The sequence below is a fragment of the Halorubrum halophilum genome, from assembly GCF_000739595.1.
GTDB classification, from domain to species: domain Archaea; phylum Halobacteriota; class Halobacteria; order Halobacteriales; family Haloferacaceae; genus Halorubrum; species Halorubrum halophilum.
Genome location: NZ_BBJP01000081.1, coordinates 62,629 through 85,288, shown reverse-complemented (window position 1 = coordinate 85,288; position 22,660 = coordinate 62,629). Strand labels below are relative to the sequence as shown.

Sequence of the window (22,660 nt, the reverse complement as noted above, 5' to 3'; positions counted from 1 at the left end):
ACCGCGGATCGTATATAAACGGCGGGATCGCGTGCGAACGCACGCCCGATCCGGAACTCACTCTCGCAACGTGATATCGATCGCGATCCGGCGGACGTATACCGTCTCATTCTCGGTGAGCGTCGCGCTCGCGACGGTCTCGTTGGCGGTGACCTCGTCGAACCCGTCGGTGCGCTCGAAGTATCTCCCCCATGCCGCCGCTCGGGGGGACTCGACCGAAACCCTGTGCGGATCGTCCGTGGCGTTGAATCGGCCCAAGCTGCCGTCGTTCGGCGTTTGCGCCTCAATCTGGACGGTGCTTGTGCCGCCAGCAGACGCGGCCTCAGTGTCCCGGAACAGCCGAACCAACGGGAGCACCGTCCTGCCGTCCGCGGCGACGAAGCGGGGTGTAGACAGCATCGTCGACCTCCCCGAGTCGCTCCGGAACAGTGCGCCCGCCTCGTAGGCGATTGTCGTGTCCCCGTTCGTGTACTCGAGCGGGCTGGTGGTGATCGGCTCCGTTACCGTTCCCCCGCTACTGTTTTCCACCCGCACTGTCGTCGGGTCAGCGACAACGAGCCTCCCGCCGTTCAGCCTGACTTCCGTCGATCGACTGGGATCGCCGTACCGCTGGATGTCGCGGATGTTGTCGTCGAACACGTCAAACGCCCTCTCGACGTTCGTGACGCGCGCCGCCTCCTGTCTGTCCTCCACCCCCGCGAGTCCGACCGTAAACACCGTTCCGATCGTCACGATGATGAGCGAGAACACGAGAACGTACCCCACGACGTTGCTCACACCGCGGTCATCGGCAGCGATCGAACCGAGGTCACCGTCGGCGATCGCGATCGTCGGGCACCGGTCGTCTCGATTGTCTCGGTCGCTCACCGCTCTGTCACCTCTATCGTCCCCGGTCCGGAATTCCCGTCGGCGAGGGTGTAGCTGATCCGGATCGGCCCGCCGCGAACGGTCGTCTCCGTCACGTTCCTGGTCGCGGCGTGCGGAATCTCGACCCGTACGTCTGGACGATCTGTCCGGACCAGGACAGTCTCAGAGTCGATCTCGATTCGGTACCCCCTCCCCGCGACCCGACTCGGGAGGTCAGCCTCGACGACGACGTTCACCGTTCCCTCGCTTTCCGGCCGGTCGGCCTCTGCCGCGCGCGCGAACCGATCGGCGCTTTCCACGTTCGCGACGGCGATCTGGCCGGCAACGGACAGCTCGCTCTCGACGGTCCGTTGCGTCTGTCCGTCGATCACGCCGCCGACGGCGATGACGACTCCGGAGAGCAACAGCGCGCCGATCGCGAGCGTCAACACGTAGCCGACGGTGACGCTCACGCCACGCTCGTCGGCGACGAGCGGTACTCGACCGCCGGCCTCCGACGATCCGTCCGAAACGGGGCGGTCGTCGACCGCGGCGTCCGCGTCACTCATTCGGCTCACCCGGCGCGACCCGAACGGTCGTGTCGAACCGGATATCTGCGGTCCGGTATCGAAGGCGAAGCGTGGCGTCGTACACGGCCGGCGTCGACCCGTCGGCCAGCGGACCAACCGGATCCATCGTCGTGAGCGCGGTCGCGGTCATCTCGGTGTCGGTACCGTCGGTGTTCTCGAACTCGATGTCGTACGCGTCTGTCTCCCCGCGTAGGTCCGACGGCCAGATCCCGGGACACGGCTTGTCGCCTATCGTTCCGGCAGTGAGACCGATCGGCAGGCGGTCGCCGTCGACCGCGTCCAGTCGACATCGCTCCGTCGCGTTCGTTCCGTTGGTTGCGGTCGCGATCGCGGCGGCGGACCCGTCAATCGGTGCGTACACGTACACCTCGTGGGTCGTGTTCGCTCCGGTTCGGTTGAAGACGACAGTGGCGGCCGTCTCCGAAGCGGTTGACGCGTTCGCATTCGAGAGCGACGACTCGTCGATCGCGATATCGAACGCTCGCATCCGCTCCACGTCATGGATCGCGGCCGAGTCGTTCACCGTCCCCGTGACGTATCTGCCCTCTCGGAGTTTATCTCCGGTCAGGTCGAGGTGAGAGACGCCGCCGCGTCTCGCCGACGACCGTCCGAGCCGTCGATCGAGGTCGTCGACACCGCGTTCGACCTCGTTCGATGTCGTGTCGTAGTCACCGAACCGTCGCCGGTTCGTCGCGTCGATCAAGGCGCCGGTTCCATCGACAGCGGACGCCCTGAACTCAAGAGGCTCACCGTCGGCGGCCTCAACGCCGCGCGTCGCGAGGTTCTCGCTGTAGATGCTCGCGTTCAACAGGACCACGAGCGTCACCAGCGAGACGGCCATGACCAGCCCGGCGACCAACAGGAGCTGACCCCGATCCGCGTCGCGGAAGCGGTCCGCATCACGGCGGCGCTCGTCGCGGGGGCGCTCCGCAGTCGTCCCCGTCTCGTCGCCGTCACGGGGTGGTGGACTCACATCCGCCATACGACGATCCTCACCTCCACGTAGTCGTACATCGCGGTGTCCGCGACGACGTCGTCTTCGACGTAGAACGCGCCGGGATCGGTGTCGTCCGCCAGCCGACGGAGCGTCGTGTCCCGATGGCCGGGGGCAGTCAGGTTCGCGCCGTCTGGGAGCCCGACCGACCGTGTGGCTGTCACGGCGTTGTCGCTCGGCGACCCCATGTTGACCATCCGTGTCCGGTTCTCGTTGCGCTCGCCGTGATAGATCACCACGTTGAACGCGATCGTCCGATCGAGAAACGTTTGGTTCAACGTCTCACCGAAGGTGTTCGGTGGTCCTCCCCCGGTGTATGCCCCGGACGCTCCGGTTCCGACGAACGTCCCGTTGCCGTCTCCGCCGTCGGGGTCCCAGTAGAGCAGCGCCGCCTCGAGGTCGCCGTTCTCGGCGCTCGTCGCGAGCAGATCGCCCGCGAGCGCGCGCTGTTGGTTCTCGATGTGCTGATTCGACGTGCTGGCCGAAAGCGGCGTTACGGCCGTCGCCTGGAGAGCGAACGTGAGCCCCGCGACGAGCAGGATCGCGGCCGCGAACGCCTCAAGGGTGTGCGCCTGCGCGCGGTCGTTTCCGTCGTTGATCGAGTTCATGGTCACCACACCCGCACCGTGAGCCGGTACTGCGTCCCGTCGATCGAGACGAGTCGCTGTGAGACGGTGACGTCTTCGGCGGCCGCGTCGGCGGGATCGGCGGTAGTTCGGTTGGGCTCCACGTCGAACTGTCCGTGACGCGTCGTGATCGAGAGATTCGACGCACTCGTGCTCGGGTTTCGCTCGTCGGGGGCGTGGATCACCACCTGCACGTCGCCGTCGATCCCGAAGTGGGTCGCCGGGCTCTCGGCGACGGCGGGATGACAGTCGGCGTCGCTCCCGAGCGCCGCGTCCGATTCGAAGAAGGCGACCGTACAGGCCGGCGACAACACGCCCGGTTCCGCGGGCGACGCCGCGAGCAGATCGCCGGCGACGCCGGCCGCGACGCGGTCGCTCACCAGCGGCGAGGCCGTCTCAGCCACGGAGAACGGGTCGAAGAGCGTCGGAACGAAGGCGATCACGAACGCGAGCGTCAACAGGAACACGCCCGCGCCGACCGCGAAGTCGATCGGAGTCTGCGCCCGGGACTCCTCATCCCACATAGATCCACACCCCCAGCGCGAGCGTCATCAGGACCACGGCGAACTTGACGCCGGAGATGATGTCGGCGTTCCGGATGTACCCGCTGATGAACCCGGAGAGGACCGCCTGCAGCGTCACGGCGTGGAAGAACAGCAGCGAGAGCACCTCTGGATCGACGCCGCCGCCGCCCCCGAAGCCGGCGCCGCCCCCTGCACCGCCGCCGTCGGCCTGCGAGGAGAGCCCGCCCATCACGTCGATGAACTGGGTCTGAAGGATCGCCATCACGCCGAGCAGGGTGACGTACGTCATCACGATGATCGCCACCTGCATCCGGGTCTGAGAGATCCGATTGCGCTCGATGTCGTCCTGGTTCTCGGAGGCCTGCGCCGCCGTTGTCAACACGTCCGTGATCTGCGAGGAGGCCTCCTGCGCCTCCGAGATGAGTTTCACCGTCCGAGCGAGCCGAGGGACCGCGTACTTGTTGTTGAACTCCACCAAAGCGTCCCGCAGGCTCATCCCATAGTTCACCTTCTCGTGGACCACCTCGAACTCCTCGGCGAGCTTCCCGCTCGACGTCTCCGAGACCGTCTCCACCGATTCGAGCAGGGTCTGTCCGGTGTCGTTCGCTGAGGAGAGCTTCCGCAGGCTCTCCGAGAGCTTTCCCGTGATCGCCCGCTTGGACCGCTGGCTCCACTCGTGGAACACCGCGAGCGGCGTCAACACGAGGTATGCGGGGAGGTACACCCAGATGAACGTCGACCACACCGGACGGTCAACCCACCCGTCGAAGGTCGTCGGCGCGTTCCCCGAGCCGACCGCGACGCCGACGATGACGAGCGCGGCCGGAACGGTCAACGCGAGCGTGTACAGCGGGTTGTCCCGGAGAAACAGGTGCGGCGCGGAGACGATCTGCTTGGTCTTGTACGTCCCCTCGCGGTCGCGGATCCGGTCGAAGACGCCGAACCGACCTACGAACGCCTCGATCAGCCCGAAGTGAAGCAGCCCCTCTTTGCTCGTCTGCCGGAGCCGATCGCTGCCGCCGTCGGGACGGAGGTAGCCGTCTCCGGGCTCGTCCTGCTTGACGGTGGAGACGAGCACGAGGAAGCCGACGCCGGTCAGCGGGATGAGGGCGTAGACGGTCGCGTACAGCAGACGCTCGTCGGACTCGCCCATCATCCCCATGATGACGAGGATGATGATGAGGAGGAGCGGGAACAGCGACAGCGTCATGTACATCTCGCCGAACAGCTCCAGCGTCTCCAACGTCATCTCGCGCTCCTGTTTCGACGTGCGGAGATGTTTCTCCTTTTTGTCCTTCAGGAAGCTCTCCATGTCGCCGCCGGAGTTGACGATGGAGAGCATGTCCGCGAGGAACTGCGAGAGCTCGTCGGAGGGGGTCTCCATCGACTGCTGGCGGATCGCGTTCCGGTAGTCGGTACCGAAGTACTCCGTCTCGTTGACGATGCTCTGGAACTCGCGGGACACCTCGCCGTAGGTGTCTTCCGCCGTCGCCATCGAGCGCAGGATCTCAAGCTGGTTGAGCCCGCCGACCGACAGCGCGTACATGAACGACACCGAGTCCGCGAGGAGGAGGTTGATCTCGCGTTCCCGCGCCGACGCCCGCGAATAAGGGATCGCGACCACGCCCCCGAAGCCGATCGCGAACCCGAGCGAGCCGAACACGAGCCCGCTGACGAGGACCGCGGCGGGCACGACGAGCGACCGCAGGAACTCCCGGACTGCCGGCGTGGGCGCGGGCATCCCGAGCGAGAGCGCGTCGGGATCGATCAGCCCGAGCGAGAACACGCCGTAGCCGGTCAGGGTTCCGAGCGCCCAGAGGGTCCCGCCCACGAGCAGGCCGACCCCGAGCGCTCGGGAGACGTACATCTCCACCTGGTCCGGCATGCGCGCCTCCGCGAGCTTGCGTTCCACGTCGCCGACGAAGTCGCCGTCGGCGTCGAAGAGCAGCTCGAAGACCGGGTAGAACAGCTCCGCGAGGAGGTTCCCGTCGACGGAGCCGTCGCCGACGCCCGTGTCGAGGCTCACGCGACCCACCTCGTTCGGACCATCACCGGTCCTCCCGGGATTCGACGGAGTCGAAGCCCCAGCCGTCGGTGTCGTCGGTATCGCTTTCGTCGGCGTCTTCGGCCTCGCTCTCGGCAGAGCCGTCACCGGCCTCGTCGCCCTCGGCCGCGTCCTCCGCTCCGGCCTCGGTTCCGATCTCTCCGCCGTCGACGTCTGCCCTGGCGCCGGAATCGGCGCGTCGCGAGCTCGTTGCCGGTTCCGAATCCGGAGTCGGGTCCGAGTCGAGCACGTCGATCCCCTCGTCGAACGGCTCGTCGAAGTCGATACCGCCGCCCGCGTTGTTCGTGTCGGCCGTGTCGCCTCTCTCGTCCGCGGCCGCCGTGTCGCTCTCGTCCGGAGTCACAACGCCTCCCGCGTCACCGGCGTCGTCCGCGTCGCCCCCGTCGGAGAACCCGTCCGCCGTCGCCGGACCGGCTCCGAACTCCCCGTTGGTCGGTGTCGCGTCCGCGACGACCCCCACCTCGTCGGGATCGTCGACGCCGCCGATCCCGTCGATCTCGGCGGCACTGTCAGTCTCGCCCGACTCCGACTCGGTCGGGACTTCCGCGTCGAGGGCCGCGGCCTCGTCCGCCGTCTGCGCGAGCGCCTCGCGGTCGGCCCCGGGCTCCGCCTCCACGTCGCGAGCGGGCGCGACGTCGAGGAGGGCGTCGGCGACCGAGTCGGGCATCCGGCCGCGGTACTCCGCGAACAGGTCCTCGGCCTCGGCCAGGATCTCCTCGACCTCCTCGCGGCCGTCCTCGTCGGGGTCCGGTCGCGGCACCATCTTCTCTTTGTCGCGGTCGACGTTGATCAGGACCGACTCCATCTCGCGGAGGTCCTCCAGCGACCGCTCTAACTCCTCGTTCGCCATCAGCGCGAGCACCGTCTCCGGGTCGTTGATAAACGCCTGGAACGTCGCCGCCACCTGCGCGTAGCTGTTGAGTCCGCGGTCGATGAGGTACGCCAACACGACGCGGCGCTTCTGGAGCTCGTCGTTCAGCGTCTCGCGGCTCCACCCGCGGTCGAACATGATGTCCTCCAAGGTGTTCGAGTCGCCCATCTGGAGGAACTCGTCGGTCTCCGCCTGCCACTGGAACACGTCTTGGACGTTGATCTCGTCGTTCTCGGCGTCGTAGTGGTTGATCTCTGTCAGCGACTTGTTCCGGCGCACCTTCTTGCCCTGCACCCGCGTGGAGGTCTGGACGGAGACCAGGTCGAGGGCGGTGAACATCGTCTTCGAGACGTTGATCGGGTCGGTGGTGAACCGCTTGAGCACCTCGCCGACCGAGTCGGCGTGGAACGTGGTGTAGGTGGTGTGACCCGTGGACATCACCTGGAAGGCCGTCCGTCCCTCCTCGCCGCGGATCTCGCCCATCACGATGTAGTCCGGGCGCTGGCGGAGCGCGGCCTCCAGTAAGTCGAACTCGTCGATGTCGCCCTTGTCGTCGTCGGAGAAGGAGGGGCGCGTGACGGAGGCGATCCAGTTGCGTTGGGGAAGCTCCACCTCGCGGGTGTCCTCGATGGAGACGATCTTCGCGTTCGAGGGAATAAAAAGGGAGACCGCGTTCAGGCTCGTCGTCTTCCCGGAGGCGGTGCCGCCCGCGAAGATCAGGCTCTTGTGGTTCTCGATCGAGAGCCAGAGGAAGGCCATCTCGTCGAGCGAGAACGTCTTCCAGTTGATCAGGTCGATCGGCGTGAACGGCACGTCGTTGAACTGCCGGATCGTGTAGTTGGTCCCGTGGTCGGACACCTCGCGGCCGAGCGTGAGCTGGGCGCGGGAGCCGTCCGGGAGGGTGGCGTCCACCTGCGGGCGGCGCTTCGAGATCCCCTTTCCCGAGCGCTGCGCGAGCTTCACGACGAAGTCGTCGAGCTCGTCGGTCCCGTGGTAGACGTTGGTGATGATCTGCTCGTAGTCGGAGTGGTAGACGAAGACGGGAGAGTTGTACCCGTCACAGGAGATGTCCTCGACGTTGATGTCGTACTTGATCGGGTCGATGCGCTCGTAGCCGATGAAGTCTCGCTTGAGGTAGTACAGCAGCTTCTCGACCTGATGCTCCGAGAGCGTCTCCGGGTCCTCCGCGATCACCGCGGGCTCGGGACGGGCGAGTACCTTCGCCGGCACTGACTCCGAGTCCGACCCGGTCGGCGGCTCGTATCCGAGCGACTCGGTGATCCGGTGCGCGATGCCCTCGGTGAGATCGAAGCCGAACCGGTCGACGAGGTCGTCCACGAGATCGTCGATGGGCCCCCGGTCGTCGTCCTCGCGCTCGTAGAGGTCGTACCGGTCGAGCAGCGTCAGCGTCTCGTCGACGATCACGCCCTCGCGGAACGCCTCGTCGCCGCCCGCGATCGACTCGTCGGCGTACTTGATCGAGGTCCGGAGTTTCCCGGTGAGGAACTCGACCAGGTCGGTCTCGATCTCCGTCCGGTGCGGCTGAACCGCGTAGTACTTCACCTCGTTCTCCTTCCTCGACCGGAACACGATCACGAACGCGTACGGCTTGTTCACCCAGTAGCGCTCGATCTCGCGGAAGTGCTGCTTCTTCGGCATCGGCACCGCCTTCTCTAGGTCGTACCGGTTCGCGAGCGTGGTGTCGCCCTCGTCCGTCGAGAAGAAGGCGTCCTCGTCGACCTCCGGGTTCACGTCGACCGTGCGCTCGTCGACCAGCTCCGCGAGGTCGGCCGCGGCGCTCCCGCCCGCCCCCAGCAGGCCCTCGGTTTGGTCGGGGTCGAATCCCAGCGCCTCCGTCTTGTCTTCGTGGGTGAACTCCAGCGGCGCCGCTTCCCCCTCCTCGTTCTCCTCGGTCGGCGGGTTCCCCTCCTCGTCGAGGAAGTACTCGTCCCGGTAGTCGTCCCACGTGTAGTACCCCTTGAGCACCGGGACCGAGTAGGGGTCGTACCGGGCCGCACACAGGTCCCAGAGAACGTCTCCGACCGCCGCGGCCGCCCCGACGCGGTACTCGGTCTCCAAGGGGTCGAAGCCGAGGAACTCGCTCGGATCGACGCCGATCCGGTCCCACTCCTCGTCGGTCGGCGCGCGGCGCGGCACCGACTCCACGTCGGCGCTCGCGGCGACCACGACACCGGAGACGCCCGGGCTGTCAACCGCGATGCCGGGACGAGCTTCCGGCTCGTCCGGTTCCGCAGGCTCGCTCGCTGTCGGTTCGCCAGCCGGTTCGTCGGTCGGTTCGCTGGGAGATTCGCCGGACGACTCGTCATCGCCCTCGCCGACGCCTTCCTCACTGCCGTCTCGCTCGTCGTCGGCTTCCGATCCGTCACCCGACTCCGCCTCGGGTTCGAGAGTCGCCGCCGCAGTTGAATTCCCGGCCGGCACGACGGCCGCACCGCTGAGAACGACGTGGTCGGGACCGATCACGAGGGTGCCCGCCTCGGGCGTCCCGTGTCCCGGAACGGCCGTGTCGCCGTCGGCCTCGTACGGCTCGTCGACGCCGGCGGCGCGGACCACCCGGTCGACGCCCTCCTCGAAGTGGGCGTCGACGGCGGTCGCCGGGAGGATCGGCTCCTCGCCGATGTCGGCGTACAGATCGGTCGCGTCGCCGCCGCGGCCGCGGTCACGGAGGAACGATCGCCACGAGCAGCGACCCACCGAAACCGGGCGATCTGGGCGGTCGGGGCGGTCTGAAGCCGGGCGATCGGACGCCGGCGATCCCGCCGTCTCGTCGGGCGAGAGGGGCGAACGCTCGGCGTCCTCGGTTGTCATACGTGCGTCCACGGTTCGCCCGTTGAAAAAGGTGCCTCGCAAAACACCACAACTGATAATCCCGATATCGGAGCCTGTGATGCGTATTTACGACGGTTTTGGCGCTTACTAAATGTCAGCCGTTTATATATAGGTCGGGGTCGGAGCGGAGCAGGGTTCGCGTGGCCCGCCGGCGGATGATCGCGGGGTCTCAGTGGCCGTCGGAGACGAGGGGGAGTACTTGGGCCTGACGGCCACGCGATCTCGGACAGGCCGGCGACGAACGGGACGAGCCGCGACATCGCGCGGGGTTCGGCGACTGCGTCCGACACGGCTTTCGATGCGCTCCGCGGTGACTGCGGCACGCTCAAGATCCTCGCGCTCGTAGCCGGCGACAGTGACTCAGAGCCTCGTTGCGGTGCTGTTCGGCGACCCGTTCGCCGCGATGAACACGATCGGCTTGGTCGCGTTCGCGCTCGTCGGGGCGTCGAAGGCCATCCGCGAGGAGTTCGACCTGCTCGGGATCGTCATCGTCGGGTTAGCGATGGCGTTCGCCGGCGGCGCGACCCGGGACCTCCTCGTGGCCCGCGTGCCGCTCGCGCTGCAGTCCCCGATCGAGATCTGGCTGGGGCTCCTCGGCGTCGCCCTGGCGATCGGGTTGAACGTCGTGCTGTCCGCCCCGGAGACGCATCCAGTCACGCTCGTCTCGGACGCCGTCGGACTGGCGGCCTTCGCGACGGCCGGTGCGATCGTCGCGACCGAGGCCGGCGTATCGGCGTTCGGCGTCGTGGCGATCGCGACGATCAACGCCGTCGGCGGCGGCGCGTTCGCGGACATCCTCCTCGACCGGGCCCCGTTCATCCTCTTCGAGGACTTCTACGCGAGCTGTGCGGTCCTCGGAGGGAGCGCGTACTGGGCGGTGGGAGCGCTGGGAGCATCTTCCGGAACCGCCGCCGCGGCGTGCGCGGTCGTGACGGCGGGGAGCCGGCTGGCCGCGGTCGCGTACGGCTGGAACCTCCCGACCGCGAAGAACTTGGACCCGAAACGGGAGTGAGCCGATCGAGCGCAGAGGGCGTCTTTTTAGGTCGGCACGGTCGAAACGGGCGGTGTGACACGCTCCGACGCCTCCGGGGGGCTCCGGTCGCTCGGTCGACTCCGCCACGCGCCGGTCCGTCGACGCGTCCGGGACGCGATCGCCGAGGAACTGCTCGGCACGCCGCGGAGCCTCGCCGTCGTGCTCGGGTTCACCGCGTTCATGCTAGCAGTCGGAATCGGGTACTACGCGCCGACCGCCGGCGAGGTCCCGGTCCCGCTGTGGCCGCTCTACGCGGACTCGGCGGTCGCGGTCGCGCTCGGCGGGATCGCCCTGTTGAGCCTCGTCCCCACGGTTCGCCGCGGCAACAGCGTGACCGACGCCCCGACCTCACTCGGGCTCGCGTACCTCCAGACCGCCGCGTTCGTCTGGCTGGTCCAGTTCGGGCTCTGGCCGATCGTCTCCCTGAACCTCGCGTTCGGCGAGTACGTCGCGGCCCCCGACGCGTGGATCTACTACTGGGGCGTGCTCGGGACGCACCTCTGTTTCGTCGGCCTCGCCCTGCTGTTTCCGGCGTTCGGCCGGACCACTCGCGGCGCGCTGGCGCTCGCGTTCACGCTCGTCGTTGTCAACGTCGCCCTCGACTACGGCGTCGGCTACCACCCGCCGCTTCTGTACGAGCCCGGTCCCCTGCTGGCGGGCGCGACGCTCGCGATCGGCGTCGGGGCGGTGTGGCTCGCGAACCGATCGTTCTGTCGGCTGGGCGAGGGTGAGTAACGGGAGTGTTTAAAAATTGACGTAAGAGCGGGCGTGGCGGGATCCACGCGAGCGAACGGAGTGAGCGAGCGTGGAGCCAGTCGCGCCCGTGACGAACGAAGTGAGGAGCGGGCGCGACGGGATTCGAACCCGCGATCGAGAGGTTAGGAACCTCTCGCCCTGTCCGCTAGGCCACGCGCCCGAGGCGAGTAAAGAGTGGAGAAAACGTCGCTGCGGGGATCGGTCGGCGTCGCGGAGCCGATTACGTGCGGGTCTCTTTCTCGGTCTCCGTCTCGAACTCGTCGTCCTCGTCGTCGATCGTGGAGTCGGAGTTGACCGTGGAGCCGGTGTTAACCGTCGAGTCCGTCTCGACCGCCGTGTCCTCGTCGTCGCCCTGCATCTGCTGTAGTTCGTCCTCGACCTGTTCGCGCCCCTTCTTGAACTCGCCCATCGCTTGGCCGGTCGACCGAGCGAGCTTCGGAATCTTGTTCGCCCCGAACAGTAGGACCAACACGAGCAGGATGATGAGGAGCTCCGGGCCCGCCGGGATGCCGCCGATCAGTGGAATCGCACTTGCCATCTCTATACGACCGTAAATCTCTGGCGACTATAGTCTTTTTGCCTCGATGAACGAGGTGTAGATACCGTCTGAGGCCTCACGAAATTACCGTTCCCGGCTGTCTCGTGTTCGATGCCATCCGTCTCGGAACCGGCCCGAATCGCTGCCGACGGCGAAACGGTGATACCGCACCGCGACGACCGATCCGGTATGACTGATGTCGGCGACGACGCCCCGACGTTCACCGCCTCGCTCGTGACCGACGAGATCGAGCCGTTCGACCTGTCCGACCATCTCGGCGGGGAGCCCGCCGTGCTCGCCTTCTTCCCGGCCGCCTTCTCGAACACCTGTACGGACGAGATGGAGGCGCTCCGCGACGGGTTCGACCGCGACGACTGCACGCTGTTCGGCGTGAGCACCGACCTCCCGCACGCGCTGGCCGCCTACCGGGCGCAGTACGACCTCCCGTTCGCGCTCGTCGCCGACCCCGCCCACCGCGCAATCGAGGCGTACGACGCGATCGAGTCGTTCGAGCACTACGGCGTCGACACGGTCGCACAGCGCGCTGTGTTCGTGATCGACGGCGACGGCGTCGTGACGTACCGGTGGCTCGCGGACGACTCCGGACAGGAGCCCGACTACGACGCCCTCGAAGCGGCGGTCGACGAGGCGCGCGCTTAAAAACGCGTTCGCTGTCGTCTGCGTGTTCCGTCGACTGCCGGTTCCCGGCCGTCAGACCGGGTCCCGAAGTCCCTCCAGCGCCTCCGGGTTCTCCATCGACGAGAGGTCGCCGGGGTCCTCGCCGTTATACACCGACTCGATCGCGCGCCGGATGATCTTCCCGGACTGCGTCTTCGGGAACGCGTCGACGAACAGCAGCTCGCGCGGCCGGAACGGCTTGCCGTGCTCCTCACCCACGAGCGCCCGGAGCTCCTCCCGAAGCTCGTCGCTCGGTTCGACGCCGGGTTCGAGCACGACGTACGCGACCACCGCCGTCCCGGTGGTGTCGTCGGGGACGCCGACCGCGGCCGCCTGATTGACGGCGTCGTGGTCGATGAGCACGCCCTCGATCTCGGCCGGGCCGACCTTCCGGCCGGCGACGTTCAGGGCGTCGTCGGCGCGGCCGTGGAGGAACCAGAACCCGTCCGCGTCCTTCTGCGCGAAGTCCCCGTGGTCCCAGAGGTCGTCCCACGTCGACCAGTACTCCTCGATGTACCGCTCGTCGCCCGACCACAGCGACTTGGTCATCGAGGGGCAGGAGTCGCGCGCGACGAGGAACCCGCGCTCGCCCGACTCTTTGACGGACTCCCCCGTCTCGTCGACGATGTCGATGTCCATCCCGAGCCCCGGTCCGCCGAGCGTGCAGGGCTTCAGCGGCTGGTTCGGCATCGGCATCAGGAAGCAGCCGCAGATCTCCGTGCCGCCGGAGATGTTGACGATGGGGCACTCGCCGCCGCCGACCGCGTCGTAGAACCAGCGCCATGACTCGGGGTCCCACGGCTCGCCCGTCGAGCCCAAGATGCGGAGCGAGGAGAGGTCGTGGCCTTCGACCCACTGATCGCCGTGCTTGCGGAGCGCGCGGATCGCGGTCGGCGAGATACCGAACTGCGTGATCGCGTGCCGGTCGATCAGCTCCCAGAACCGGTCCGGCTCGGGGTGATCGGGCGCCCCTTCATACATCACCACCGTCCCGCCGAACGCGTGGTTACCGATCAGCGTCCACGGGCCCATCATCCAGCCGATATCGGAGACCCAGAAGAACCGGTCCGCGGGCTTCTGGTCGAAGCCGAAGTGGATCTCCTTCGCGCACTGCGTGAGGACGCCCGCGTGGGTGTGGACGATCCCTTTCGGCTCGCCGGTGGTTCCTGACGAGTACAGCAGCATGGACTCCTGATCGCTGGGGAGCCGCTTCGTCTCGTAGCCGACCGGCTGCGACCCGACCGCCTCGGTCCACGTGGCGTCGCGGTCGGGAGTCCACGGGACCGGGTCTTCGGAGTCGCCGGCGGCGCGCTCGGCGTCTTCGCCACTCCCGGGCGTCGCGCCGAGCCGGTCGTACACCACGGTGTGCTCGACGTGACCGGCCGCTTCGATCGCCGCGTCGGCGGTCGCTTTCAGTCGCACCTCGCTCCCGCGGCGGTAGAACCCGTCTCCCGTGAACAGGACCGACGGCTCCGCGTCCGCGATCCGCGTCGCCGTCGCCTCGGTGCCGAATCCGGAGAAGATCGGCACCGCGATCGCGCCGACCTTCAGGCAGCCGTAGAGGATCGAGACGACCTCAGGTACCATCGGCATGTACAGCCCGACCGTGTCGCCGGTCTCGATCCCAACGGATTCGAGATAGTTGGCGACGCGGTCGCTCTCGCGTTTGAGTTCGTGGAAGGTGACCTCCCGGACGTCACCCGGTTCGCCCTCCCAGATCAGCGCGACGCGGTTCCGGTTCGGCGAGTCGAGGGCGGCGTGGCGGTCGACGACGTTATGCGCGACGTTGATCTCGCCGCCGGAGTACCAGTCGGTGAACTGCGGGCCGTCGGTGTCGTCACGAACGGTCTCGTACTCGGTGTAAAAGTCGATGTCGAGGTAGTCGACGATCTCGTCCCAGAACCAGTTGACGCCGGATTCGGGCTCGCCGGCGACCTCCGAGGTGGTGCGTTCGATCAGCTCCTCGTAGTCGTCGATCCCGTACTCGCGCATGAACGCGGCGACGTTCGTCGACTCGGCGAACGCCGCGCTCGGCTCGTGTACGATCTCGTCTATCCCCTCGTACTCGTCCATCTCGTCCGGCCGTTTTCGCGGTGACCGTAAGTAATTTTCCTGAACGTTCGGCTACCGCGGATCGACGCACTCGCCGGCGACCGAAACGGTCTCGGCGTCGACCGTGATCTGCCCGTCGTACAGGGCGCAGACCCCAGCGTCCCACGCGAGTCGTCCCTCCCAGTCGCCGCCGGTCACGACGACCTCGTGGCGGCCGGTCTCGCCGACCGTCGTCTCGAACGCGCGGGCAACACCGACGTCGACGCGGTCGGTCTCCTCCAAGTACAGCGTCCCGTCGTCGCCGCGTACGACCACGTCGACGTCTATCGGTTCGTCGCTCGTTTCGGACCGTCAGATCGAGCCGCCCGGAGTCGTTCTCTCCCAGTTCGAGACAGCCGGCGGTCGCCGCCGCTGTCACCGTCGCGGTCGTCGCCGTGAGAAGTTCGCGTCGGTCCATGCCGGTGACTCGTCGCTCTCGGACTTCAACCCCGCACACGAAGCCGTTGCGAACGCCACGCGGAGCGTGGACGCCGTCGGTGTTCCATCCATGAGGGACTTCTCGGTCGAAACCGTTGATCGCCGACGATCGCCCCTTGATCGATAGCGGGAGTGAGTGTTGTAGATCGGTAGTGGCGATACAGTATTTAAATGGAAATGAGCGACGGCGACGGCGATCGCTTATAAATGAACGTGGCGGTGGCGCGCCTCCGAGCGGGCTATCGGCCCGCGAGGAGCCCGCGAGGGAGTCGCTGGCGCCGTCGGCGCCAGCGACGAGGCTGGGGAGGTGTGAGGTGCGGTTGCGGTGCGGGGCGGGACTCAAAGGGGTAGCCGGCGAGGCGGGCGCAGGCGTTCACGAGAGCGGAGCTCTCGTGAGCCAATCAGAACGCTCTGCGTTCTGATGACGACGTAAGCACCGCAACGAGGGAGCGAACGAAGTGAGCGAACGACTGAGGAGCGCAGCGAGCGTGCGCCCGCCTCGCCGGCTGGGGCTTTGGAGGTGTTCACCGCAGAGCCGTCTACTACTTATAAACAGTCGACAGCAACACCACTCGATTACGTATAAACGACCGATCAACCGAATTGAGACACATACTCCCGCTATCCATCGCCGCTGTCTCTGTATCGGTTGCACCCGAGAAGACTGAATCGCTTACAGAGGACTCACTGAAGCCGGATCGCGGTAAAAGCGAACGGGCCGTGGGGATGTCGATTCTGAACGACTCGATCGGTGCGCTTACTCGGCGTCGCCGTCGGCCGTTTCTCCGTCTTCGCTGTCCTCCTCATCGACCCCTTCGTCGGCGTACGACGATTCGGGAACGATATCGACGGAGGCGACCGTGTCGTCCGGATCGAGATTCATCACGATGACGCCCTTCGTGTTGCGGCTCACCGTCGAGATTTCCTCGACGCGGGTCCGCATGATCTGGCCGTCGTCGCTCATCGCGAGCAGGTGGTCGCCGTGGGTGACCGCCTCGATGGCGACCGCCTCGCCGTTGCGGTCGCCGGTCTTGATGTCGATCAGCCCCTTCCCGTTGCGGGACTGCAGGCGGTACTCGTCGAGGTCGGAGCGTTTCCCGTAGCCGTTCTCGGTCACGGTGAGAACCCAGTTGTGGTACGCCTCGTCGATGGCGGCGACGCCGGCGACGGCGTCGCCCTCGCGCAGGTCGATGCCGATCACGCCGCGGGCCGTACGGCCCATCGCGCGGGCCTCCGACTCGTCGAACCGGATCGCCATCCCGTTCCGGCTCCCGATGACGATGTCCGTCTCGCCGTCGGTCACCTCCACGTCGACGAGCTCATCGCCGTCCTCCAGCCGGATCGCGCGGATCCCCGTGGTGCGGATGTTACCGAACTGGTCGACGGCGGTCCGCTTGATGTACCCGTCGCGGGTGACCATCGTGAGGAATTCGTCGTCGTCTAAGTCCTCGGTGTTGACGACCGCCTCGATCTCCTCGCCGTCGTCGAGATCGATGAGGTTGACCGCGGACTTCCCGCGGGCGGTCCGGGACATCTCCGGGATCTCGTAGGTCTTCAGCTCGTAGATCTGTCCGCGGTTGGTGAAGACGAGCAGGTAGTCGTGGGAGTTGGCGGCGAACACGGAGGAGACCCGGTCGCCCTCCTTCAGGTCGGTGCCGATGATCCCCTTCCCGCCGCGGTTCTGCGCGCGGAACGTGTCGAGCGACATCCGCTTGATGTAGTCGTCCTCGCTCATCACGACGACGCACTCCTCCTCCGGGATGAGGTCCTCGTGGGTCACGTCGCCCACGTCCTCGATGAAGCTCGTGCGGCGCTCGTCGTCGTACTCCTCTTTGATCTCGCGGAGCTCCGTGATGATCACCTGATCGAGCTCGTCCGGGTCGGCGAGGATCGTCTCCAGCCGCTCGATCCGAGCGGTCACGTCCTCGTACTCGGACTCGATCTCCTGGGTCTCCATCGAGGTGAGCGACCCGAGCTGCATCCGGACGATGTGGGCCGCCTGCGCCTCCGAGAACTCGTACTCGGCCTCCAGCGCCGCCTTCGCGGCGTCGCGGTCGTCGGAGTCCTGGATCGTCTCGACCACGTCGTCGACCTGTTCGAGCGCCTTCAGGCGCCCTTCGAGGATGTGCGCGCGGTCCTCGCGCTCTTCGAGCTCGTGTTCGGAGCGCCGCCGGACCACGTCGCGGCGGTGCTCGACGTAGTGTTCGAGCGTCTCCTTCAGGTCCAGCACCTGCGGCGAGCCGTCGACCAACGCGAGGTTGATGACGCCGAAGGTGCGTTCGAGGTGGCTCTCCAACAGCTGGTTTTTCACCACTTCGGCCATCGCGTCGCGCTTCAGATCCACGACGACGCGGATCCCGTCGCGGTCGGACTCGTCCCGGAGGTCACGGATCCCCTCGATCGCGCCCTCGTTGACGTCCTCGGCGATGCGCTCGACGAGCCGGGACTTGTTCTGCTGGAAGGGGAGCTCCGAGATGACGATCCGGCCCTCCTCCTCGTCGACCTCGAACTCGGCGCGGACGCGGAGCCGCCCCCGGCCGGTCTTGTACGCCTTGTGGACCGCGTTCCGCCCGACGATGTTCGCGCCGGTCGGGAAGTCCGGCCCCTTGACGTGCTCCATCAGGTCCTCGACGGTGCAGTCGGGCCGCTCGATCAGCTCGACGGTGGCGTCGATCACCTCACCGAGGTTGTGCGGCGGGATGTTCGTCGACATCCCGACCGCGATCCCCGAGGAGCCGTTGACGAGCAGGTTCGGGAACGCCGACGGCAACACCTCGGGCTCCTCGAGCCGGTCGTCGTAGTTCGAGGAGAAGTCGACCGTGTCGCGCTCGATGTCGGCCAGCAGCTCCTCGGCGATGGGGGCCATCCGGGCCTCCGTGTACCGCATCGCGGCCGGCGGGTCGCCGTCGACGGAGCCGAAGTTCCCCTGGCCGTCGACGAGCGGGTACCGCATCGAGAAGTCCTGCGCCATCCGCGCGAGCGTGTCGTAGATGGCGCTGTCGCCGTGCGGGTGGTAGTCGCCCATCGTCTCGCCGACGACGGAGGAGGACTTGCGGTGCGAGGAGTTGCTGGTGACGCCCGCCTCGTGCATCGCGAAGAGGATGCGCCGGTGAACGGGTTTGAGTCCGTCGCGCACGTCGGGGAGCGCGCGGCCCGCGATCACCGACATCGCGTAGTCGATGTACGACTGCTCCATCTCGTCTTCGATGCGGGCGTTCGTCACCTGCGCGGCTTGGACGTCGTCGGGGTCGACGTCGGGCACGTCGGAGCTCATATGTCCACCCACTCCGCCTCGGTCGCGTGCTCCTTGATGAACTGCTTGCGCGGCTCGACCGCGTCACCCATCAGCACGTTGAACATGCGGTCGGCGGCGGCCGCGTCGTCGACGTTGATTCGCTTGAGCCGCCGGTTCTCGGGGTCCATCGTCGTGTCCCACAGCTGGTCGGGGTTCATCTCGCCGAGCCCCTTGAACCGCTGGACCTGATCCGGGTCCCCGTCGCACTCCTCGGCGACGATCCGGTCGCGCTCCGCCTCCGTCATCGCGTCGTACGTCTCGCCGCGGTAGCGGACGCGGTAGAGGGGCGGCTGGGCCGCGTAGACGTAACCTGCCTCCAAGAGCGGCTTCATGTGGCGGTAGAGGAGCGTGAGGAGGAGGGTCCGGATGTGGGCGCCGTCGACGTCGGCGTCCGTCATGATGATGATCTTGTTGTACCGCACGTCGTCGATGTCGAACTCCTCGCCGATCCCCGCGCCGATCGCGGTGATCAGCGCGCGGATCTCGTCGTTCTCCAGAATCCGGTCGAGCCGGTGTTTCTCGACGTTGAGGATCTTGCCTTTAAGAGGGAGGATCGCCTGATTCTCCCGATTCCGGCCCTGCTTGGCCGAGCCGCCGGCCGAGTCGCCCTCGACGACGAACAGCTCCGCCTCGGTGGGGTCGCGGGTCTGGCAGTCGGCGAGTTTGCCGGGCAGCGCCGTCGACTCCAGCGCGGACTTCCGGCGGGTCAGCTCCTCGGCCTTCTTCGCCGCCTTGCGCGCTCTGGCGGCCTCGGCGGCCTTGTGGACGACCTTCCGGGCGGTGTCGGGGTTCTCCTCGAAGAAGGTCCCGAGCTTCTCGTGGGTCGCGGACTCGACGATACCGCGGACCTCGCTGTTGCCGAGCTTCGTCTTCGTCTGCCCCTCGAACTGCGGGTCCGGGTGTTTCACCGAGATGACCGCGGTGAGCCCCTCGCGGACGTCCTCGCCCTTGAGGTTGGCGTCGAGGTCGTCGACGAGCCCGTGCTCGTTGGCGTAGTCGTTGACGGTGCGCGTCAGCGCGGTCTTGAAGCCGGTGAGGTGCGTGCCGCCCTCGCGGGTGTTGATGTTGTTCGCGAACGCGTGGACGGAGCCCTGCAGCTCCTCGGTCGCCTGCATCGCGACCTCGACGTGGATGTCCTCGGCCTCGTCCTCGAAGTAGATGACGTCCTCGTGGATCGGCGTCCGCGTCTCGTTGAGGTAGCCGACGAACTCCCGAATGCCGCCCTCGTAGCGGAACGTTTCCTCGTCACCCGCGTCGGCGGCGGACTCTTCGTCTCGCTCGTCGACGAGCGAGACGGCGACGCCGGAGTTGAGGAACGCCAACTCACGCAGCCGATTGGCGAGCGTCGAGAACTCGAAGGCGGTCGTCTCGAAGATCTCCTCGTCAGGCCAGAATCGGATGTACGTCCCGGTGTCCTCGCCGTCGTCCATGTCCCGGACGCGCCCGAACCCGTCCTCTGCAGGCTCGCCGCGGGCGAACTCGTGGCGGTAGACGCCACCGTCGCGTTTCACCTCGACCTCCAGCCGCTCGGAGAGGGCGTTGACGACGCTGACCCCGACGCCGTGGAGCCCCCCCGAGACCTGATAGGACTTGGAGTCGAACTTCCCGCCGGCGTGGAGGACGGTCATGATCACTTCGAGCGCCGGTCGGTCGTACTTCTCGTGGGTGTCGACCGGAATCCCGCGGCCGTCGTCGCTGACGCTGACGGAGTCGTCGTCGTGGATCGTGACCGTGACCTCGTCGCAGTACCCCGCGAGCGCCTCGTCGATGGAGTTGTCGACGACCTCGTAGACGAGATGGTGGAGCCCTCGACCGTCCGTGGACCCGATATACATCGCCGGACGTTTACGGACGGCCTGCAGGCCCTCGAGGACCTGAATCTGGCCGGCTCCGTAGTCGCTCTGCTCTGACATAGAACTTAACTGAGCTAGTTCGTGCCGGGTTATAAAGCCGGCGCACGCGCGCGGGCGTGTGAGCGGCAATCATATCGTAAGTGACGAACCCGGCAATCTATCGGTCGGCGAGCGCGACTCGCGCCCGCTCGGTGACCGCGGCGCGAACCCGGCCCGGATCCGCGCTCCCGCCGCCGGCGCCGAACCGAACGGGCGTTTCCCTCGCGATCGACTCGACGACCCGGTCGGCGACCGCGTCGACGGTCGCGGCCGCACCCCGCCGATCGAGATCCGCGACGACGCGCTCGAACCGGTCTTCGGTGGCGTACGTCTCGGCGATCGCTTCGGGATCGTCGAAGTCCGGGGCGTCCTCGCTCGTGCCCGTCGCCCTCTCGTCCGCGAGAATTCTCCCCCGCCCACCCCGCTTGTTGCGCACGACGACGCCGGCGGCTGGCCCGTCGCGCCACGCCGACCCCGGAATCGCGTACCCCTCCGGGTCGAAGTCGCGAGCGTTCACCTCGCGCTCGACCGCGTTGACCGGGTCGAGACCGACTCCCTCGAAGATGGCCGCGGCGGCGTCGGGGGGCCGGAACGATCCCTCTCGCGACTCCGCGCCCGACTCCGCCTCTTGTCCCGTCGCCCTCCCGATCCACACGTCGGTCCCGAGGAACGACGGGAGCCGGTCCCAGTCGTAGTCGGTTCCTCGGTGGTGGGTCGCGACGCCGAAGAAGACCACGCTCTCGGGGTCGGCGACCGCGTCCCGGAGGGCCTCGCGGTCGAACCGCTCGCGGACGCGCCTGACGGCGGGTCGGAGCGCGACCGGGACCGCCTCCGGGTCCGCGTACGTCGTTTCGGGGTCGCCGAAGCGGATGAGGCCGGATGCGTCCATCCCGAAGCGGAGCCCCGTCCCGTCGATCAGTTCGAGGAGCCAGAGGTGGCCCGCGAGGAGATCGTCGGAGGCCCGCGAGCCGCGAACGTTGGGGAGGGGTGGGAACGAGCGCATGAGTGGACGATGGTGAGTCGTCGAAGGGTGCGTCCCGGAGCGGGTTGGCTCTTGGGAGTCGCTCGTGTTCGCCCGCGGGGACGCGCGTTCCGAATACCGCCCGCGTGTGCCGCCCGTTCCCACAGCTACAAGCCGCCGCCCGGCGTATCGGCGTTCGATGCTACCGATCGCGGACTCCTTCGAACACGACTATCAGGGCTGTCAGATCCGATACGGCCGCGGGCGCGTCGCCGAACTCGGCGACGCCCTCGACGAGCGAGGCCTCGGTGACGCGCTCGTCGTCTGCGGCTCGAACGTCGGCGCCAACGACGACCTGATGGACCCGATACGCGAGGGACTCGGCGACCGGTTCGCCGGCGTCTTCGACGGGACGACCCCGGACAAGCGCGTCGAGGAGGCGTTCGACTTACTCGACAAGCGGGCCGAGGTCGGTGCGGACTGCCTCGTCGCGGTCGGCGGCGGGAGCAGCCTCGACGTGGCCCGACAGGCGACCCTGCTCGACGTGGACGGCCGGGACATCGCCGACCTCCGCGCTGACGCGGAGGACGGCACGGACGCGCTCGGCGACCTCGCGCCCGGGAGCGACCCCGCGATCCCCTTCGTCGTGATCCCGACGACGTTCGCCGGCGCGGATGTCTCCACGGGCGGCTCGCTGGAGGTGATCGCCGCCGACGCCTCGCCCACCGGCCAGCCGATGACCGTCAGCGGCGGCGGCGCGATGCCCGCGATCGACCTCGCGGACCCGGCGCTGTTCGAGACCACCCCGCGGTCGGTGCTGGCGGGATCGGCGATGAACGGGTTCAACAAGGGGATCGAGACGCCGTACGCCGCCGACGCCTCGCCCGTGAGCGACGCGACCGCGGTCCACGGGACCCGGCTCCTGCGGGACGCGCTCCCGCACGTCGCCGGCGACCGTCCCGACGATCCGGCGGCGACCGACCGCGCCGTGGTCGGCGCGCTGCTCGTCCAGCTCGACCGGAAGATATCGGTGATTCACGCGTTCGGCCACGGCTTCGCCCGCCGGTACGACGTGCAGCAGGGGAACGTCCACGCGGTGGTCGCGCCGCACGTCCTCGCGTACCTCTTCGACGAGGTGGACGCGAGCCGGCGAGCGCTCGCGAACGGGCTCGGCGTCGCGACCGCGGGCCGCGACGACACCGCCATCGCTGAGGACGTGGTGGGCGAGGTCGCCGCGGTCCGCGACTCCCTCTCGGTCCCCTCGCGGCTCCGCGAACTGGACCCGGTCGAGGAGGACGACTTCCCCGCGATCGCCGAGTACATCGCCGATGACTGGTCGATGGAACAGGCCCCCGCCGACCTCGACGCGACGCCTGAAGCGATCGAGGGCGTGTTGCGCGAGGCGTGGTGAGGTGACCTTTTAAAAGACACCGAGCGAGCGCAGCGATCGATCACACACTGATTAGTGCGGAGGCGCGCGCCTCCGAGCGGTCGCCGTCGGCGACCGCGAGGAGCGTCGCGCGACGAGGCTGGGGAGGCGTGAGGCTGCGGTCCCGTGAGCGACCGAAGGGAGCGAGCGGGAGCACGGAAGTCGCAGCGCCGAGCGCAGCGA

17 protein-coding genes and 1 tRNA gene are annotated in these 22,660 nt (G+C 67.6%); 4 read left to right on the top strand and 14 right to left on the bottom strand.

The window, feature by feature from the left end; all coding sequences use genetic code 11:
* Window positions 1–57: 57 nt before the first annotated feature.
* The 7 genes from ACP96_RS16355 to ACP96_RS16325 are packed head-to-tail and all read right to left on the bottom strand — an operon-like array spanning window position 58 to window position 9,345.
* Window positions 58–867 (bottom strand): DUF7289 family protein, encoded by an 810-nt coding sequence (locus ACP96_RS16355; protein WP_050034124.1) that lies wholly within the window; start codon window positions 865–867, stop codon window positions 58–60.
* Window positions 864–1,415: a DUF7266 family protein gene (locus ACP96_RS16350; protein WP_237561702.1), complete on the bottom strand. Its 552-nt coding sequence runs from the start codon at window positions 1,413–1,415 to the stop codon at window positions 864–866. Before ACP96_RS16350 ends, ACP96_RS16355 begins: the two co-directional genes overlap by 4 nt.
* Window positions 1,408–2,418, bottom strand: a complete 1,011-nt coding sequence (locus ACP96_RS16345) for a DUF7261 family protein (RefSeq protein WP_050034123.1) — start codon at window positions 2,416–2,418, stop codon at window positions 1,408–1,410. The genes ACP96_RS16350 and ACP96_RS16345 overlap by 8 nt, the downstream gene beginning before the upstream one ends.
* Entirely contained in the window at window positions 2,406–3,038 is a 633-nt protein-coding gene (locus tag ACP96_RS16340; RefSeq protein WP_050034122.1) for a DUF7288 family protein, read from the bottom strand. Before ACP96_RS16340 ends, ACP96_RS16345 begins: the two co-directional genes overlap by 13 nt.
* A 2-nt stretch (window positions 3,039–3,040) precedes the next feature.
* Window positions 3,041–3,580 (bottom strand): DUF7287 family protein, encoded by a 540-nt coding sequence (locus tag ACP96_RS16335; protein ID WP_050034121.1) that lies wholly within the window; start codon window positions 3,578–3,580, stop codon window positions 3,041–3,043.
* The gene (locus ACP96_RS16330; protein WP_050023227.1) at window positions 3,570–5,606 is read right to left on the bottom strand and encodes a type II secretion system F family protein; all 2,037 of its coding nucleotides are present in this window, start codon (window positions 5,604–5,606) and stop codon (window positions 3,570–3,572) included. The genes ACP96_RS16335 and ACP96_RS16330 overlap by 11 nt, the downstream gene beginning before the upstream one ends.
* A 22-nt stretch (window positions 5,607–5,628) precedes the next feature.
* Complete coding sequence (locus ACP96_RS16325; RefSeq protein WP_050034120.1) at window positions 5,629–9,345, bottom strand: ATPase, T2SS/T4P/T4SS family; 3,717 nt, start codon at window positions 9,343–9,345, stop codon at window positions 5,629–5,631.
* 424 nt (window positions 9,346–9,769) lie between these two features.
* On the opposite strand from ACP96_RS16325, the gene ACP96_RS16320 reads away from it, so the two are divergent.
* Both ACP96_RS16320 and ACP96_RS16315 read left to right on the top strand, forming a co-directional pair.
* Window positions 9,770–10,378, top strand: a complete 609-nt coding sequence (locus tag ACP96_RS16320; protein WP_394296555.1) for a trimeric intracellular cation channel family protein — start codon at window positions 9,770–9,772, stop codon at window positions 10,376–10,378.
* 54 nt (window positions 10,379–10,432) lie between these two features.
* Window positions 10,433–11,134: a DUF1405 domain-containing protein gene (locus ACP96_RS16315; RefSeq protein ID WP_050034117.1), complete on the top strand. Its 702-nt coding sequence runs from the start codon at window positions 10,433–10,435 to the stop codon at window positions 11,132–11,134.
* 108 nt (window positions 11,135–11,242) lie between these two features.
* Here the strand turns inward: ACP96_RS16315 and ACP96_RS16310 are convergent.
* Window positions 11,243–11,315, bottom strand: a tRNA-Arg gene (locus tag ACP96_RS16310).
* A 60-nt stretch (window positions 11,316–11,375) separates the two neighbouring features.
* Window positions 11,376–11,693, bottom strand: a complete 318-nt coding sequence (locus tag ACP96_RS16305) for a Sec-independent protein translocase subunit TatA/TatB (RefSeq protein WP_050023194.1) — start codon at window positions 11,691–11,693, stop codon at window positions 11,376–11,378.
* A gap of 189 nt (window positions 11,694–11,882) precedes the next feature.
* Here ACP96_RS16305 and ACP96_RS16300 point away from each other — a divergent pair, with 189 nt between their 5' ends.
* Window positions 11,883–12,353, top strand: a complete 471-nt coding sequence (locus ACP96_RS16300; RefSeq protein WP_050034194.1) for a redoxin domain-containing protein — start codon at window positions 11,883–11,885, stop codon at window positions 12,351–12,353.
* A 51-nt stretch (window positions 12,354–12,404) separates the two neighbouring features.
* Here the strand turns inward: ACP96_RS16300 and ACP96_RS16295 are convergent, their stop codons facing one another.
* The 5 genes from ACP96_RS16295 to ACP96_RS16275 form a co-directional block, all read right to left on the bottom strand.
* Window positions 12,405–14,444 (bottom strand): AMP-binding protein, encoded by a 2,040-nt coding sequence (locus ACP96_RS16295; RefSeq protein WP_050034116.1) that lies wholly within the window; start codon window positions 14,442–14,444, stop codon window positions 12,405–12,407.
* Window positions 14,445–14,495: 51 nt separating this feature from the next.
* A complete protein-coding gene (locus tag ACP96_RS19975; protein WP_394296554.1) occupies window positions 14,496–14,738 on the bottom strand; it encodes a hypothetical protein in 243 nt (80 codons plus the stop codon).
* A 919-nt stretch (window positions 14,739–15,657) separates the two neighbouring features.
* Window positions 15,658–18,174 (bottom strand): DNA gyrase subunit A, encoded by a 2,517-nt coding sequence (gene gyrA / locus ACP96_RS16285; RefSeq protein ID WP_050034115.1) that lies wholly within the window; start codon window positions 18,172–18,174, stop codon window positions 15,658–15,660.
* Window positions 18,171–20,108 (bottom strand): DNA topoisomerase (ATP-hydrolyzing) subunit B, encoded by a 1,938-nt coding sequence (gene gyrB / locus ACP96_RS16280; RefSeq protein ID WP_050023184.1) that lies wholly within the window; start codon window positions 20,106–20,108, stop codon window positions 18,171–18,173. Before gyrB ends, gyrA begins: the two co-directional genes overlap by 4 nt.
* A gap of 97 nt (window positions 20,109–20,205) precedes the next feature.
* The gene (locus ACP96_RS16275; RefSeq protein WP_050034114.1) at window positions 20,206–21,090 is read right to left on the bottom strand and encodes a hypothetical protein; all 885 of its coding nucleotides are present in this window, start codon (window positions 21,088–21,090) and stop codon (window positions 20,206–20,208) included.
* A gap of 157 nt (window positions 21,091–21,247) precedes the next feature.
* Between ACP96_RS16275 and ACP96_RS16270 the strand changes: the two genes are divergently transcribed.
* A complete protein-coding gene (locus tag ACP96_RS16270; RefSeq protein ID WP_050034113.1) occupies window positions 21,248–22,459 on the top strand; it encodes an iron-containing alcohol dehydrogenase family protein in 1,212 nt (403 codons plus the stop codon).
* Window positions 22,460–22,660 lie beyond the last annotated feature (201 nt).